Consider the following 16138-nt stretch of genomic DNA (forward strand, 5'->3'; position numbering starts at 1 on the left):
TGGAATGACACGCGATTACGCTAAACCATCAACAACAAAAACAAGCTCGAAAAGCAAACCGAAAAAGAAAACGGCAAAAAAGAGCGCTGCTGCTCCAAAAGCAGCGCCTCCAGCCCCCTCAAACTCGGGCAAGAGTAAGTTTTTCCACATCGCACTCATTACCGCCATTCTTGGCGGTTTTGTCTATGGTCTGTACAAACTTGCGCAACTTCCGGCGGATCGCACGCTAGACCCTACAACACCAACAAAACCAAGCCAAGCAAAGCAGGTCGAGCCGACAAAAACTGAAAAGCCCGAAGCTCGCTTCCAGTTTTATGACATGCTTCCTAATAGCGAAGTCGAAACTGATGCAGTAACCGCTTACACCTTTAAAGAAAAAGGAGTGCAGGAGGAATATCAGTACATGCTTCAAACTGGCTCCTTCCGTCAACGCAAAGACGCAGAACGCCAGAAAGCTACGATCGCATTTCAGGGACTTAAAGCTTCAATCAAAGCGACCAGCAACGACCAAGGCAGCACATGGTTCCGAGTTCAAACTGGCCCCTTTGCTTCTCGTAGTGAGATGAATGCGGCCTTAGATAAACTCTATGCGATCAATATTCAGCCGCTCGTGAAGAAAAGCAAAAAGTAAGCTCAAAGTGGCGCTTGTTCGCTTCGCTTAACTCTCCCCTTCTTTTAAAGCCTGGACACTCATAGTCATCATCGTGCGCGTACGCATTATTTTACGCGCAGAAACCTTGAATTTCTGAGTTCCGCATCCATATTCGTTCGAGACAAAAAAATTCATCGAGTAGGAGCTCAACGATGACCACTATCTTATCTGTCCGCAGAGAAGGCGAAGTTGCACTAGGCGGCGATGGCCAAGTCTCTCTTGGCAACACCATCATGAAAGGCAATGCGAAGAAAGTGCGCCGTCTCTACAATGGACAAGTCATCGCGGGCTTTGCTGGAGGCACTGCAGATGCTTTCACGCTATTTGAACGCTTTGAAGCTCAGCTAGAAAAACATCAAGGGCACCTCGTTCGAGCGGCCGTAGAATTAGCAAAAGATTGGCGAACTGACAGAGATCTTCGAAAACTCGAAGCATTACTTGCTGTTGCCGACAAAGACTCGTCACTCATTATTACGGGCAACGGCGATGTCATTGAACCTGAAGACAGTCTAATCGCCATTGGCTCAGGCGGTCCTTTCGCGCAAGCAAGTGCGCGCGCCCTACTTGATAACACCGAGCTCGGTGCACGCGATATTGTTGAGAAAGGCTTAGACATTGCAGCAAGCATTTGCGTATTTACCAACGACAACCGCACTATCGAAGAACTGAAGTAAAAGGCTAGCACTATGGCGAACATGACCCCGCGCGAGATCGTACATGAACTCAACCAACACATTATTGGCCAAGACGACGCAAAACGTGCCGTTGCTATCGCTCTTCGTAATCGCTGGCGCCGAATGCAACTAAACGAGGATCTACGCGACGAAGTTTCGCCAAAGAATATCCTAATGATTGGCCCGACAGGCGTTGGTAAAACAGAAATCGCTCGACGACTCGCTAAACTCGCAGACGCACCTTTTGTTAAGATTGAAGCGACCAAATTTACTGAAGTGGGCTATGTAGGCAGAGATGTTGATTCAATCATCCGCGACCTTGCCGAAAACGCGCTTAAACTTTTCCGTGAAAAAGAAATTAAACGCGTTGAAATGCGTGCAGCTGATCTAGCAGAAGATCGAATTTTGGACGCACTACTTCGTCCTGCTCGTAGCACTAATTCTTTTTCAGAAGAGCCTAGCGCTGAAGAATCAAGCACTCGTCAAATCTTTCGTAAAAAGCTCCGTGAAGGCGAGCTAAATGACAAAGAAATCGATATCGAAGTGAGCTCTACTACAGTTGGTGTTGAGATTATGGCTCCTCCAGGAATGGAAGACATGACCAATCAACTACAGAGTTTGTTCTCTAATATGGCCGGAGACAAACGTAAGAGCAAAAAAATGAAAGTGTCGGACGCTCTCAAAATTGTGCAACAAGAAGAAGCGGCCAAGCTAATTAATGAAGAAGAAATTAAAGCTACAGCCATAAAAGCCGTTGAACAAAATGGCATTGTATTTCTCGACGAAATCGACAAAGTCGCTAAGCGCGCAGACAGTGGTGGATCTGGCGAAGTTTCACGCGAGGGCGTACAGCGCGATCTACTTCCGCTTATTGAGGGGAATACTGTCACGACTAAACTAGGCCCAGTCAAAACAGACCACATTCTGTTTATTGCTTCAGGCGCCTTCCACCTATCGAAGCCTTCAGATCTTATCCCCGAACTGCAAGGGCGCCTGCCGATTCGTGTCGAGCTTAAAGCACTGAGCACAGATGATTTTAAACGCATCCTAACTGAGCCAAATGCATCATTAATTGATCAATATGTCGCTCTGATGGCAACCGAAGGCGTCAAACTAAGTTTCAATGATGATGCGATCGAACGTATCGCGCACATTGCTTGGAAAGTGAACGAAAGCACCGAGAACATCGGAGCACGACGATTGCACACAGTATTAGAGCGCCTTCTTGAGCAAATATCTTACGACGCGGGCGACAGCGTAAGAGAGCAGTTTGAAGTGACCGCTGCGTATGTTGACGAACAGCTCAACGAAGTGGCAGAAGACGAAGACTTAAGTCAATACATTCTATAGACGGCGAACTCTTAAGATGATCCCAACGCGCATTGAACTCAAAAAACAGTCTCGTACACTCGCCTTATCTTATGCCGATGGCGACTATGCACTGAGCTTTGAGTTATTGCGCGTATTATCGCCCTCTGCTGAAGTGCGCGGCCATGGCAAACCCATCCTACAACACAGTAAAAAGTCAGTGCAGTTAGTCGGCATAGAACAAGCCGGTAATTATGCCCTCAAGCTTAGCTTCGATGACGGACATGACTCGGGATTGTACACGTGGGACTACTTACGAAAACTTGCTTTAGAACAAACAAGTCTGTGGCAGGATTATCTCGATCAACTTAGCGATGCGGGATTAAGCCGAGAATAAGACTTTTCGAGAGATTATAAGGCCGCGGAAGATTTCACTTCAGCTAAACGAGACCTACGTAAGAATCTATCAAAACCAGCCTCTTTTAGTGCTAGCGTTAATGTACTCTCAACAATGTACGAAGAATCAAGCATCAAGACCTCTTTCAACAAGTCTTGCGCCCACTCCAAACTCACGCCTCGCAACACAGCTTTTACGCGTAATAGATTCGAAGCATTCATCGAAAGGGCGTCATAACCCATAGCCATAAGCAATAATGCGCCAGCCGGATCACCCGCTAGCTCGCCACAGATACTTAACTGAACATGCATACCCTTAGAATCTTGCGCGATCTTGTACAAAGCTTGAAGAACTGCAGGATGGAATGAATGATATAAAGGCGCAACACGCGGATTGTTACGATCTACAGCCAGCAAATACTGCGTCAAATCGTTTGAACCCACCGATAAAAAGTCGACGCGTTCAGCCAACTCGCGCACCTGATAGACCGCTGCTGGGACCTCAACCATCACTCCCACTTGCGGCATATTGACTTGATAGCCTTCTGCACGAACCTCGTGATACTCACGATAAATAAGGTGCAAGGCTTCTTCTACCTCGTTCACACTCGACACCATTGGTAACATGATGCGTAAATTGTTGAGGCCTTGGCTAGCTTTTAACATGGCGCGCATTTGCACCAAAAAGATTTCAGGGTGATCTAGCGTGACGCGGATACCACGCCAACCCAAGAAAGGATTTTCCTCTTCAATAGGAAAATACGTTAAGGCTTTATCTCCACCAATATCGAGTGTGCGCATGGTCACTTGATTCGGAGCAAACGCTTCGAGCTGCTCTCGATAATACAGCATTTGCTCGTATTCACTTGGGAAACGCTCGTTAATCATGAAAGGCACTTCGGTTCGATACAGACCGACACCCTCTGCACCATGATCAAGCGAACGCACCACGTCTGCCATTAAGCCAGTATTTACCCAAGAATGAATACGATGTCCGTCAGTTGTCTCGCATGGTAACTCGATGATCTCTTTTAAGTCTTCATCAAGCTCTTTGTCTTCATTCAATACCGTCGCATAATGCGCCTGCATTTCTGCAGAAGGCGAAATTAAAATGTCACCGTTATAACCATCAACGACCATCTCACAACGGTCAAGCTTGGATAACGGAACATCTACTAGGCCCATAACGGTAGGTATGCCCATTGCTCGCGCAAGAATCGCAACGTGCGAACTACCCGAACCTTTAATGGACACTAAGCCAACAAGATTCTCGCGCGGCACCTCGCCTAGCATTGTCGGCGTCAACTCGTCACTCACCAACACAGTGCGCTCGGGAAAGTTTAGCGTTTGTGTCTCGCGCTCTTGAAGATAACTCAGAATACGACGACCCAAGTCTTTGATATCAACAGCTCGCTCACGCAAATAGGCATCACTCATCATTTCAAAGTGACTCGCGTAATCCTTTATCACGTGCTTCAACGCTGTCTGCGCACATGATCCTGCTTTAATTTTGTTCTGAACTTCGCCCGCAAGTGCTTTATCGTCGAGCATCCCGATATATACATCGAACAGCGCCTGTTCTTCAGGCCTAAGCTGCTCCGCTAAACGCTCACCTACTTTGGATATATCGACACGCACAGATTCGATGGCTCCATCAAAAAGCGCCAAATCTGCATCAATATCATCGGAAGTTCTTTCAGGAACGCTATCGAAGTCCGCCGGGGGAAACATCACCATGCTTTGACCAATCGCAACCCCTGGTGAACCCGCGACCCCTTTAAAGACGAGATCTTGTTCTTTGCTGGAAATTAAAGAGGGACCAACAAACGCACTTGTCGCTTCTGAATGCGCAATAATGCCGGCAAGCTGAGCCGAAACAGTAACAAGAAAAGCTTCTTCACCTTCATCAAAATGACGACTGTTTGAAGCTTGCTGAACAACAATAACGCCGAGAACTTTCTTGTGGTGAATGATTGGCACACCAAGAAAGCTTTCGTATCGCTCCTCGCCCGTTTCGGGAAAGTAACGATAACGATGGTGATTTTGAGCATGCTCTAAATTAATAGGTTCTTGGCGAACGCCAACGAGCCCGACCAGACCCTCAGAATATCCAAGACTGACTTGCCCAACCGCATCAAGGTTCAAACCCTTCGTTGCCATCAGTACGTAGCGGTTTTCAACGCTATCAAGAAGATAAATCGAGCATACATCCGTCTGCATAGACGACTGCACTCGATCCACAATCAGCTGAAGAGCTTCATTAAGATCTGCAGCTGCATTGACTTCCTGTACTATGCCGCGAAGCGTGGCCAGCATTGCTCAACCCCTATTATTTGACGCTAGTCCACAGTAAATAAGTGGCTAGACAAATCTTTCAATGCACGTCGGTAGACTTCTCGCTTGAAGGAAACTACTTGACCCAATGGATACCAGTAGCTCACCCAATCCCAACCATCAAACTCTGGCGTTTCGCCATTGCTCAAAGAGATGCTTTCGTCCTGCCCGATCATTCTCAACAAAAACCATTTTTGTTTTTGGCCAATACAAACCGGATGGGAGTTATGTCGGACTAAGCGTTTTGGCAAGCGATATCGTAACCAGCCCTCAGTCTGCGCAACAATCTGAACATCTTTTTGCACTAAACCGATCTCTTCATAAAGCTCTCGATACAATGCTTGTTCTGGCGTTTCGTGAGGTTTTATTCCCCCCTGAGGAAACTGCCAAGAAGTTTGTCCAATTCTACGCGCCCATAGCACCTCATTCTGTTGGTTAGCAAGAATAATTCCGACATTCGATCTAAAACCGTCAGAATCAATCACAACCATTCCTAATAAAATTTCGTTTCAGCCATTGTTCCAGAAAAAGCAAAATGCAGCAATCGTAAGGCTCGGTAAATACGAGCTATCACACACATAAAGACCTTCATTTCCTTAAACATTAGACACACTATTGGTCGCACTTCAGTTTTTTATTTCCTCTGTCGTATAACCTGTTATGCTGCGCCAACGTTCAATTTCGCAATGGAGTAAGATGCGTGGCACTGGCAATTTTTGATCTAGACAACACCCTTATCGCAGGCGATAGCGATCACCTATGGGGTGAATTTTTAGTTGAAAACAAACTGGTTGATGCAGAGTATTTCAAGCAAAAAAACGATGAATTCTACCAAGACTATGTTGAAGGTAATCTCGACATCTACAAGTACATTGAATTTTCATTGTCTCCACTTACTCAGCACTCCATGACTAAGCTTGACGAGTTACACCAGCAGTTTATGGAAAGCCACATCCAGCCCATCATGCTGCCTAAGGCAAAAGCGCTGATTGAATCACATAGAGACAAAGGCGACACATTACTTGTCATCACTGCTACAAATCGCTTTGTAACTGCTCCTATTGTCGAAGCATTTGGCATTGAAAACCTTCTTGCTATCGAGGTCGAAGTCGTCGATGGCCAATACACAGGAAAGAGCTTTGGTGTACCAAGCTTTAAGGAAGGAAAAGTAACCCGTTTAAATGACTGGCTGGCTGAAAACACGCTATCTCTCGAAGGCGCTTATTTTTATAGCGACTCGCACAACGATATTCCTTTGCTTGCAAAGGTTGATCATCCTGTTGTCGTTGATGGCGACGATCAACTTCTGAAACATGCAAAAACAAATAACTGGAAATGCATTTCATTAAGAGATAACTAAGTGATGCTGAACCGCGGTGCCATGATTGCGTTAAAAAATTTCGTATTAGTATTATCTGCTTCCATACTGCTGGCTTGCAGTGAAAATGACGCACCAAAGTTAGAAGAACCAGTACAAAACAGCACAACGACGGATGACCACTCTCAATTATCAGACGCCCCTTTAAACAACACGAAAGCGCAGACAGAATTCGCCAACAAAGCGTTTTTAGATACGCTCACTGCTCTCGACGCACTGTCTCTTGCCGTAACCCAGTTCACAGACACACCCAATGAGCAGCTCTTTAACGCAACCCAAGCGCGTTTGACCCAAGCGCACAACGCCTATCGTGTGAGCAGTGCTTTTTTAGCGCTCAGTCCTGCTCATGAAGCCTCGAAGTTTTTGGATAGCTACCCTTTACTGCCAGGCTATTTAGACAGCGTTGAAGGCTATCCAAACAGTGGAATCATTCATTCAGAAATCCCTTTAAACGTTTCTACATTGGAAGACGAATTCCAGTTTAGCGATTCAATGTATTTAACTTTAGGATTTGAAGCGTTCGCTTTCATACTCAACGGGGACCCTGACTCACCTGTAGCTCCATGGCGACGATTCAATGACGAAGGAACTGATAAAAATAAACACACCGCAGAGCGCAGACGTCAATACCTAAGCTTGCTGAGTGAACACTTGGTCTCTGAATTTAAAAAACAGAAACTGCAGTTCGAACAACTCGGCATACTTAATCTACATTTACTGCAAGACGATGCCTTCAAACAGGCTTATCTAGAAGCTGAAGCAGCCCGTTTTGATCAATCTCTTGTACAAAAGATATCTGAACAATGGGCTGCTGTAGAGCAACTTAAGACTGAGGAAGCACTCTAAAGAACATGGCTTTGAGATAGTTTGTTTCTGCGATCGCGGGAACAATAGGATGGTCAGGGCCTTGCGGAAAACGCTCAATCAACTGCAACTCCTTCTCGAGCGTACGCGCTGTTTTACGAACAATATCTAACAATGTTGGCTCAGCCAAATGCATTGAGCAAGATCCTGAAACAAGCACACCATCTTTACTCAACAAACGCATCGCCATCTGATTCAAACGTTGATAAGCGACCTCACCTGCTTTCTGATCTTTTCTGCGAGGAATAAACGCTGGCGGGTCAACAATCACCACATCAAAGCGCTCACCTTCTTCCTTCAACGCTTTGCAGATTTCAAACACGTCACCTTCAATGCTGGAAACAATATCACCAACACCATTTAACTCTGCATTTTTATGCACATAATCCAGAGCAAGCGTTGAGGCATCAACACAGGTCACCTCCTTCGCTCCAAACATTGCAGCTTGAACACCCCAGCCACCAATATAGCTAAACAGATCAAGAACCGTCTTGCCTTTCACATAGTGCGCTAATGCAGCTCTTCCTAGCCGATGATCATAAAAGTATCCGGTCTTTTGCCCTTCAACAACTGGGGCGACAAAACGAACACCATTTTCTCTCAACTCTGCTTCAGTGATATCACCTAAAGCATGCTCAACGTAACTCTCTAGACCCTCGCTCTCTCGCATTTTCCCATCGTTCTTAAAAACAATGGCTCGCGGCTTTAACTTCTTCTCAAGAACTTCAGTAATATCCGCTTTCAACTGTTCCATTCCAGCACTTGAGATCTGCACGACGAGTACGTCTTGAAATCGATCAATCGCAAGCCCTGGCATGCCATCACTATCACCGTACACAAGCCGATAACTCTCATCATCGAAGCGCTTTTCGCGCAAGCTCAACGCAATATTTAAACGATGTGCAAAAAGAGAGCGGTCAAAAATCGCTTTTTTATCTCGACTGAATAAACGGCCGCAAATCAAAGTATTTGGATTTACAAATGCAACACCCAAAAACTGACCCGAGTGCGATTGCACATGGCATTGCTCACCCGCACTGAATTGCTTTAGCGGGCTTTGTTTGACGTCCACCTCGTTACTGTAAATCCAAAGGTGGCCTTGCTTAAGACGCTTTTCAGCGCCTTTTCGTAAAATCATTGTTTGCATGAAAAGTGCCTCTGTTTAGGCGAAAAAAAACGCACACACCTAACATCAGTGTGTGCGTTATTATTTGAAATGTACTTTAGTCTGCCCAGTAGTTGACGTCGAGCTCACGTGCTGCTTTCACATCATCGAGTCGTTTTACTGGTTGCGTGTAAGGTGCATGCTTAACAAGATCAGCATTTTCTTCCGCCTCTTGTTGTATCTCAACCATTGCTTGAACGAAGCCCTCTAATTCTTCGATCGACTCAGTTTCAGTCGGCTCGATTAAGAAACACTCAGGCACCAATAATGGGAAATAAGTGGTCGGCGCATGATAGCCTTTATCCAACAAGCGCTTCGCAAAATCCATAGCATTAACGCCCAAGCCTTTCGCTTGTTCGCTTAAGGTGATAATGAATTCATGCGTTGCACGACGCTCGGGATAAGCAAGCTTGAAACCAGCATCGGACATTAATTTCGCCATGTAATTAGCATTAAGCGTTGAATATTCACCAACACGATGCAAACCATCTCTACCCAGCAATACTGCGTACACATAAGCACGAAGCAAAATTCCAGCATTTCCCATAAAGGCACTCAAACGACCAATACTGTCTGGCAACTCGTCATCATCAATCCAAACGTACTGATCGTCTTTTTTGCCTGCAATCGGTGTTGGTAGGTACGGCAACAAACGTTCACCAACAGCAACAGGGCCAGCACCGGGACCGCCACCACCATGCGGCGTAGCGAAAGTTTTATGCAGGTTCATGTGCAAAACATCAAACCCCATATCTCCAGGGCGAACCTTACCTAAAATAGCATTCAAGTTCGCACCATCGTAATAAAGCAAACCACCTGCTTCATGCACCGTTTTCGAAATCGCTTCGATTTGACGTTCAAACACTCCACAAGTCGATGGGTTGGTCATCATGATCCCTGCGGTTTGAGGACCCACAGCTTCTTTCAAGGCATCAAGATCGACATCACCGTCCGGTAGTACAGGAATCTCACGAACCTTGTAACCACACATAACCGCTGTCGCAGGGTTAGTACCATGCGCCGCTTCAGGAACGATAATTTCCTGACGAGCTGTATCGCCACGTGCATCATGATACGCCTTGATCATCGCAACACCCGCAAACTCGCCCTGCGCTCCCGCCATTGGTGTTAACGAAACGCCTGCCATGCCGGTTACTTCTTTAAGAATCTCTTGCAACTCGTAAATGCAAGAAAGATAGCCTTGGCTGTGCGATTGAGGCGCTAAAGGGTGACGAGCCAGATGCCCCGGCAAACTTGCAGCTTTATGTGCACCGCGAGGATTGTATTTCATCGTACAGGAGCCTAAAGGATAGAACTGCGTATCGATGGAAAAGTTTTTACGCGATAGATTCGTAAAATGACGAACAACTTGCAGTTCAGATGCCTCAGGTAATTTAGCCGCATCTTTACGACGAAATTCTGCAGGAATGCCAGAAAGCTCAGCCTTATTACTTGGCGCTTGAGCGGTCGCTCGACGACCCGGAGAACTCTTTTCAAAAATCAACATTACACAGCCTCCGTTTCTAATAGTGCCTGTTGCATGGCATCGCGATATTTATCTAAATCTGTTTGTGTCTTTGTTTCTGTCGCGCAGAACAAAATAGCGTTGCCAAGCTCTGGGTAATAAGGCGCGAGATCAATCCCACCTAACACTTGCTGGTTCGCCATCGCTGCAAGTACTTGCTCTGCAGACTTATCAAGCAATGCAACACGCTCATGAAAGCTAGCTATTTGCTTAGCCAATGTAACGCCATCTAACTGCTCAATACTTTGAGCCAAACTTTGTGTGTTCGAATGGCTATTCGCGGCAACACGACTTAAACCTTCCGCGCCAAGTAAGGACATATAAATCGTTGCAGCAGTAACCGCCAAACCTTGGTTGGTACAAATATTCGATGTCGCTTTCGATCGTCGAATGTGCTGTTCACGCGCTTGTAGCGTCAAGGCATATCCATCAACACCCTCTGTATCAACTGTTTTACCAATAATACGGCCTGGCATCTGGCGCACGAGTTTATTGGTACAACAAATAAACCCAAAGTAAGGACCACCTGAAGCAAGAGGAACACCTAAAGGCTGACCTTCGCCAACAGCAATATCAGCACCCGTTTCACCCCACTGCCCTGGAGGCGTCAGCACTGCAAGAGCCGTAGGGTTAACAACCGCAATCACCAGCATACCTTGCGCATGCGCCCAATCAGTTAGCGCATCAACCTGCTCCAAACTTCCAAAAAAGTTCGGTTGAGAAATAACAAGCGCGGCATAGTCTTGACCTTCATATTCGGCCAAGGCTGACTGATCCGTCACTAAAGCCTGCGCATCCATTGCTAGCTCATCAAGCATAATTCCTTGATTCTCAACGATGCATTGCGCGGCTTTGCGATATAGAGGATGCGTTGTTTTGGCTACTAGTACTTTCTTACTCTTTGACTTACGATTCGCACGAATCGCCATCAAAACAGCTTCAGCTAATCCAGAAGCACCGTCATACAAAGAAGCATTAGATACATCCATATCTGTCAGTGCCGACATCATCGACTGGTACTCATAAATCAATTGCAACGTACCCTGACTTGCCTCTGCCTGATAAGGCGTATAAGCCGTCATGAATTCACCACGAGTAGTCACATCCCAAACAGCAGCAGGAACATGGTGTTCATAAGCACCCGCACCAATAAAACAAAGCGCTCCGCTATCTTGCTGAGCACGCTCGTTCATACGGCGCATCATTTCCATTTCAGACAAACCAGCTGGAACAGCTAAAGGCTTTGCTCGTAAATGTTCTGGAATTTCATCAAATAACTGATCGATTGATTCAACGCCGATAGTTCCCAGCATTTTCTCTACGTCAGCGTCGGTATGAGGCACAAAAGGCATGCTCGCTCCTACGAAACAAAAAGCCCCCTATTAGTCGGGGCTAAACAACAATACGTATAAAACAAAAAAAGCGCATCAATGCGCTTTTATTTAGATTTAGTGGTCGTCAGCCTCACACACGTCTGCATAAGCATCTGCATCAAGTAAGGCTTCAAGTTCAGACGAGTCAGACAATTTAACTTTGAAGAACCAACCTTCGTCATAAGGCTCGCTATTTACCGTTTCAGGAGCGTCTTCTAAGCTCTCATTAATCGCAATAACTTCACCACTTACTGGTGCAAAGATATCAGAAGCTGCTTTTACAGACTCTACGACACCAGCCTCATCACCCGAGGCTAATTCGTTACCTAACTCAGGTAACTCAACGAAAACAACATCGCCAAGAAGCTCTTGAGCGTGATCTGTAATACCGATCACAGCTGTCTCACCGTCAGCTTCAACACGAACCCACTCGTGGCTCGACAAGTACTTAAGTTCACTTGGAATATTGCTCATACCTATCTCCTTTTCATCAGCGCTTAACCACTGGTGACTTTATATTTTATTTGTAAACACGTTCGCCATTTCTCACGAAAGGCGCTTTAACTATTTTGACTGGGACGCGCTTGTTTCGCATCTCCACATCACATTCTTCTTGAGCTTGAACAGGAACTCGCGCTAACGCGACGGAATAACCTAGCGTTGGGCTAAATGTTCCACTAGTAATCTCACCTTCGAGAGTTTGCCCTTCATGCTCAACCAACACCTTCTGATGCCCGCGCAATACACCGCGAGCTTCAAGTACCAAACCAACTTGTTTGAATTTTAAGCCCTGCTCTTTCTGTGCAACGAGTGCAGACTTACCGATAAAGTCACGATCTTCTGACCAAGCAATCGTCCAGCCCATATTCGCTTCAAGCGGAGACACTTCCTCATCCATATCTGATCCATACAAGTTCATACCAGCTTCTAAGCGAAGTGTATCTCTTGCGCCGAGTCCGCATGGTTTTACACCAGCAGCCTCAAGATCTTTCCAAAACTTTTCCGCTTCAGCTTCAGGAACAATAACTTCTAGGCCATCTTCACCTGTATATCCAGTACGGCAATACATCCACTGGCCGTCTTCCAAACCTTGAAATACATTCAAAGACTCAATCAAAGATGCTGCATCCGCACGCACTTCAGAAACTTTCGCTAAAGCATTTGGCCCTTGAACAGCGACCATAGAGAGCTCTGGACGTTCATTTAATGAGGCATCAAAACCTTGGATTTGCTTTTCCATCCAAGCAAGATCTTTCTCTCTTGTTGCGCAATTCACAACAAGCCGAAAGCCTTCAGGCATACGGTATACGATCAAGTCATCAATCACGCCACCGTTTTCATTAAGCATACCGGTGTATAGCGCTTTACCGACTGACTTTAGCTTAGCAACGTCATTTGCTAGTAAGCGTTGCAGATACGCTTGAGCATCTGCACCAGACAAGTCGACGATAGTCATATGTGACACGTCAAACATGCCTGCGTCTTTGCGGACAAAATGGTGCTCTTGAACCTGAGAGCCATAGTGGATTGGCATATCCCAACCACCAAAATCGACGATCTTTGCGCCTGAATCAAGGTGCGCTTGGTACAAGGATGTTTTATTACCCACTTAACAGCTCCACAAGCTTATTAGTATTGGGCCGCATTTTACCGAAACAAAAGCTAGAAAAACTAGCTTTTAGAAGAAATTCTGTTGAAGAAATGTTCTATGGTGGGTAAGTGTTTTGTGAATGATGTATAAGAATGATCACCACCACGACTTAAATACATTTTAGCACCAAGCAATTTAAGCGCGGCTTCTTGATAATTGAGTGTTTCGTCTTCGCTCTCTGTTAAGAGAAATAACTGCGACAATTTTAAAGACGTCCGATCAACATCTAAAGCAAGTAATTGCTCCATATGCTCAGACTTTACTTCATACTCCACGCCGGTATACATATTTTTATTTATGCCAATGTAATCCGACAACAACTCATACGGCCGCACCGCTGGATTGATCAAAACAGCCGGCAATGCATAGTTAACATGAAGATAAAGACTATAAAACCCTCCCAAACTGCTACCAATCAAACCAGAATACTCGGCAACTTGGAGCTTATTCTCTAGCAAGTCGATTGCTTTGGACGGTTCAGCAGGAAGAGCAGGAATGTCGATTCGGAAAAGATCGTTCTCAGCAAAATAACTACAGGTTTGATTCGCTTTTTCAGAAGCAGGGGAGCTATTAAAACCGTGAAGATATAAAAGTCGCTTAGTAGCCATTACTTTGAAGATCTAGCTCAAACTCAAACTCATTTGCTCGCTTCACTTCCGTTTCGAAGGAACCATCAGAATGTAAAGTCAGCCAACGATACCCTGGAGCCAACTTATCTAAAGCAAAGTCTTCAGACTGCGGTTTAAACTGTATGCATGTTGAAGGAGAAGCCAACCAGCGCTTTCCATCAATACTCTGATCAAATTCCTGATGTATATGCCCCCACAAAACAGCTTTTACTGACTGATCTTTCGAGACCGCATCTAAAAATGCTTCAGGACGATGCAAGCCGATGTTATCGAGCCACTTTGCACCAATAGGAATTGGGTGATGATGCAAACACACCATCGTATTGTTCGCAGAGGAAGAAGCTAAAGAAGTCTCCAGTAAGTTCAGCTCTGAGTCGCTCAACTCACCATGAACATTCCCTGGGGATAAAGAATCTAAAAGAATGATTTCCCAATCACCGACAACCAAGGTTTTCTGGAGCTCTTCGCCCTCGCCGATCACCGATGACATATTTGAACGTGCATCATGGTTACCTGCAAACCAACGAATTGGACAGGTGAAATCAGACAGCATCTCTTTCATCGTTTGGTAGGCTTCGACAGATCCATCTTGAGAAATATCGCCAGTCACGAGAATACAATCTGGCTGCTGACCATCTGCCTTGATGTCATTTAACACGGCATTCAAGCTATCAAAAGTATTGATACCTAACAGGTCTCTACTTCTGTCTGCATTAAGATGGCAATCTGTGATATGCAGCACCTTCACTGCATAGTCCTTCTGGTGCATTGGAGTTCGGCTCTAGTTGTTAATGCTTACACGCTCAGTGCAAATAACGTTTTATTCAATCATTCGACAGTACGATGACAAATTAGTATAGACAAACTAGTCGTTCTGTCTCGTATTGCGCTTTAAGGGTGACAGCTATTTATTGTATTCATTTTTATGCTGTTTCTATGCCCTTAAAGATAAGACGCTATGTTTCACACACAATAAAGTTAAAGCGAACTTGATGGCGCGTCTAGCACGAGCTTCACAGTTTACTCGGGTTAAACGGGTGTGTATCACAAATCCCGTAGCGCAAACAAAAACTCAACCATTCTGATAAAAAACGATTCAGCTGCGTTTTCTCATCCGGCAGATTCATATCTTTATTTGGGTAAGAGTTCACACCAGAAAGTGCTCGATACCCTTTACGACTAATGACCTCCGCAACAGCCGCATCATGATAAAGACGAACCATTAAAGATGGATTATTCAGCCAAGGCCCTGCTGAGGAGACTTGCTCTAGTAAAATTGTGTCGGTGTATTTTGAGGTCTCGATATTTTGAGCATGAACCGTCCCAATAAAATGAGATCCGTTATACAAAGAAATATTTAGCTCATCACCTTCATCAACAAGATGCAGTAATTTCATTAAGCGGCGATAGTTGCTTTCAAACAAAGCATTCAGATGAGAGATATCTGGAACGTATTTTCTAACCACGAACTATTTACCTGACCAATGCTCGTTAACGTCTTGTTTGTTTAACGCCAACCATTGCAAGGCAATGATCGCTGGGGAATTATCAATTTTATTATCTTTGAGCATCTCCATAGCTTTATCAAACCCTATAACATGCACCTTTATGTCTTCACCTTCTTCTTCAAGGCCATGCACACCACCAAGACCTTCGCTATGAACCAAGCCAACAAATAAGTGAATGCGCTCGGTAGAGCCTCCTGGAGACGGATAAAACTCATAGATATGCATCAAATCCAATACATCTGCACCCGCTTCTTCTTGCGCTTCACGCACCACAACATCAGCTGGCAACTCTGATTCTTCGTTGATACCGGCAACAAGCTCAAGCATCCAAGGTGAGTCTGAATGATGAAGTCCACCAATACGAAATTGCTCAACGAGCACAATCGAATCCTTATCTGGGTCATAGAGCAAGACACAACTCGCATCACCACGCACAAAAATTTCACGCGACAACACCGGGCTCTCACCACCCTCAAACAGGCGATGTTTAAAGTGATATCGAATAAGTTTGAAAAAGCCCTCATAACAAGACTCTTCTTGAACCATGCTCCAGTGTTCGTGCGTAAAGTTTGCCATTCGTTACTCTTTAAAAGTTTTTGAAGCAGGCCATCCCATCGAAGGCACCGCAAATAGCGGCGCAAGTGTAAAGTTACGCAAAAATATTGTCCAGAATGCCTAGCA

17 protein-coding genes are annotated in these 16138 nt (G+C 45.3%); 6 read left to right on the forward strand and 11 right to left on the reverse strand.

What is annotated here, in order from left to right:
- Positions 1-4 precede the first annotated feature (4 nt).
- The 4 genes from A3739_RS15380 to A3739_RS15395 all read left to right on the forward strand — a co-directional run bounded on the left by A3739_RS15380 (position 5) and on the right by A3739_RS15395 (position 3031).
- Positions 5-631, forward strand: a complete 627-nt coding sequence (locus A3739_RS15380) for an SPOR domain-containing protein (RefSeq protein WP_068475342.1) — start codon at positions 5-7, stop codon at positions 629-631.
- Positions 632-804: 173 nt separating this feature from the next.
- Positions 805-1326, forward strand: a complete 522-nt coding sequence (hslV, locus tag A3739_RS15385; protein WP_068501731.1) for an ATP-dependent protease subunit HslV — start codon at positions 805-807, stop codon at positions 1324-1326.
- A gap of 12 nt (positions 1327-1338) precedes the next feature.
- Entirely contained in the window at positions 1339-2676 is a 1338-nt protein-coding gene (hslU, locus tag A3739_RS15390) for an ATP-dependent protease ATPase subunit HslU (protein ID WP_068475338.1), read from the forward strand.
- 16 nt (positions 2677-2692) lie between these two features.
- Positions 2693-3031, forward strand: a complete 339-nt coding sequence (locus A3739_RS15395) for a gamma-butyrobetaine hydroxylase-like domain-containing protein (RefSeq protein ID WP_068473934.1) — start codon at positions 2693-2695, stop codon at positions 3029-3031.
- A gap of 14 nt (positions 3032-3045) precedes the next feature.
- Here A3739_RS15395 and ptsP read toward each other — a convergent pair whose 3' ends face one another.
- Positions 3046-5346, reverse strand: coding sequence for a phosphoenolpyruvate--protein phosphotransferase (gene ptsP / locus A3739_RS15400; protein WP_068475336.1), 2301 nt, complete (start codon positions 5344-5346; stop codon positions 3046-3048).
- A gap of 23 nt (positions 5347-5369) precedes the next feature.
- Entirely contained in the window at positions 5370-5849 is a 480-nt protein-coding gene (rppH, locus tag A3739_RS15405) for an RNA pyrophosphohydrolase (RefSeq protein WP_068475386.1), read from the reverse strand.
- A 215-nt stretch (positions 5850-6064) separates the two neighbouring features.
- Here rppH and A3739_RS15410 point away from each other — a divergent pair, with 215 nt between their 5' ends.
- Positions 6065-6724 carry an HAD family phosphatase gene (locus tag A3739_RS15410; RefSeq protein ID WP_068475334.1) on the forward strand — a complete coding sequence of 220 codons (660 nt, stop codon included), beginning with the start codon at positions 6065-6067 and terminating at the stop codon, positions 6722-6724.
- A gap of 21 nt (positions 6725-6745) precedes the next feature.
- Positions 6746-7588: an imelysin family protein gene (locus A3739_RS15415; protein WP_197472353.1), complete on the forward strand. Its 843-nt coding sequence runs from the start codon at positions 6746-6748 to the stop codon at positions 7586-7588.
- On the opposite strand, the gene A3739_RS15420 is transcribed toward A3739_RS15415, so the two are convergent.
- The 9 genes from A3739_RS15420 to A3739_RS15460 form a co-directional block, all read right to left on the reverse strand.
- Entirely contained in the window at positions 7566-8753 is a 1188-nt protein-coding gene (locus A3739_RS15420) for a class I SAM-dependent rRNA methyltransferase (RefSeq protein WP_068475329.1), read from the reverse strand. The two genes, A3739_RS15415 and A3739_RS15420, sit on opposite strands and share 23 nt — an antisense overlap.
- Positions 8754-8829: 76 nt before the next feature.
- Positions 8830-10278 (reverse strand): aminomethyl-transferring glycine dehydrogenase subunit GcvPB, encoded by a 1449-nt coding sequence (gcvPB, locus tag A3739_RS15425; RefSeq protein ID WP_068475327.1) that lies wholly within the window; start codon positions 10276-10278, stop codon positions 8830-8832.
- The gene (gene gcvPA / locus A3739_RS15430) at positions 10278-11648 is read right to left on the reverse strand and encodes an aminomethyl-transferring glycine dehydrogenase subunit GcvPA (protein ID WP_068475325.1); all 1371 of its coding nucleotides are present in this window, start codon (positions 11646-11648) and stop codon (positions 10278-10280) included. The genes gcvPB and gcvPA overlap by 1 nt, the downstream gene beginning before the upstream one ends.
- 96 nt (positions 11649-11744) lie before the next feature.
- The gene (gcvH, locus tag A3739_RS15435; RefSeq protein ID WP_068475323.1) at positions 11745-12143 is read right to left on the reverse strand and encodes a glycine cleavage system protein GcvH; all 399 of its coding nucleotides are present in this window, start codon (positions 12141-12143) and stop codon (positions 11745-11747) included.
- Positions 12144-12189: 46 nt separating this feature from the next.
- Positions 12190-13278, reverse strand: coding sequence for a glycine cleavage system aminomethyltransferase GcvT (gene gcvT / locus A3739_RS15440; RefSeq protein ID WP_068475321.1), 1089 nt, complete (start codon positions 13276-13278; stop codon positions 12190-12192).
- 62 nt (positions 13279-13340) lie between these two features.
- Complete coding sequence (locus A3739_RS15445) at positions 13341-13928, reverse strand: YqiA/YcfP family alpha/beta fold hydrolase (protein WP_068475320.1); 588 nt, start codon at positions 13926-13928, stop codon at positions 13341-13343.
- Positions 13918-14718, reverse strand: coding sequence for a 3',5'-cyclic-AMP phosphodiesterase (gene cpdA / locus A3739_RS15450; RefSeq protein ID WP_068475317.1), 801 nt, complete (start codon positions 14716-14718; stop codon positions 13918-13920). Before cpdA ends, A3739_RS15445 begins: the two co-directional genes overlap by 11 nt.
- A gap of 244 nt (positions 14719-14962) precedes the next feature.
- On the reverse strand, positions 14963-15415 hold the full coding sequence (locus A3739_RS15455; protein WP_068475315.1) for a DUF1249 domain-containing protein: 453 nt from the start codon (positions 15413-15415) through the stop codon (positions 14963-14965).
- A gap of 3 nt (positions 15416-15418) precedes the next feature.
- A complete protein-coding gene (locus tag A3739_RS15460; RefSeq protein ID WP_068475313.1) occupies positions 15419-16033 on the reverse strand; it encodes an NUDIX domain-containing protein in 615 nt (204 codons plus the stop codon).
- Positions 16034-16138: the final 105 nt, after the last annotated feature.

This window comes from Oleiphilus sp. HI0067 (assembly GCF_001635735.1).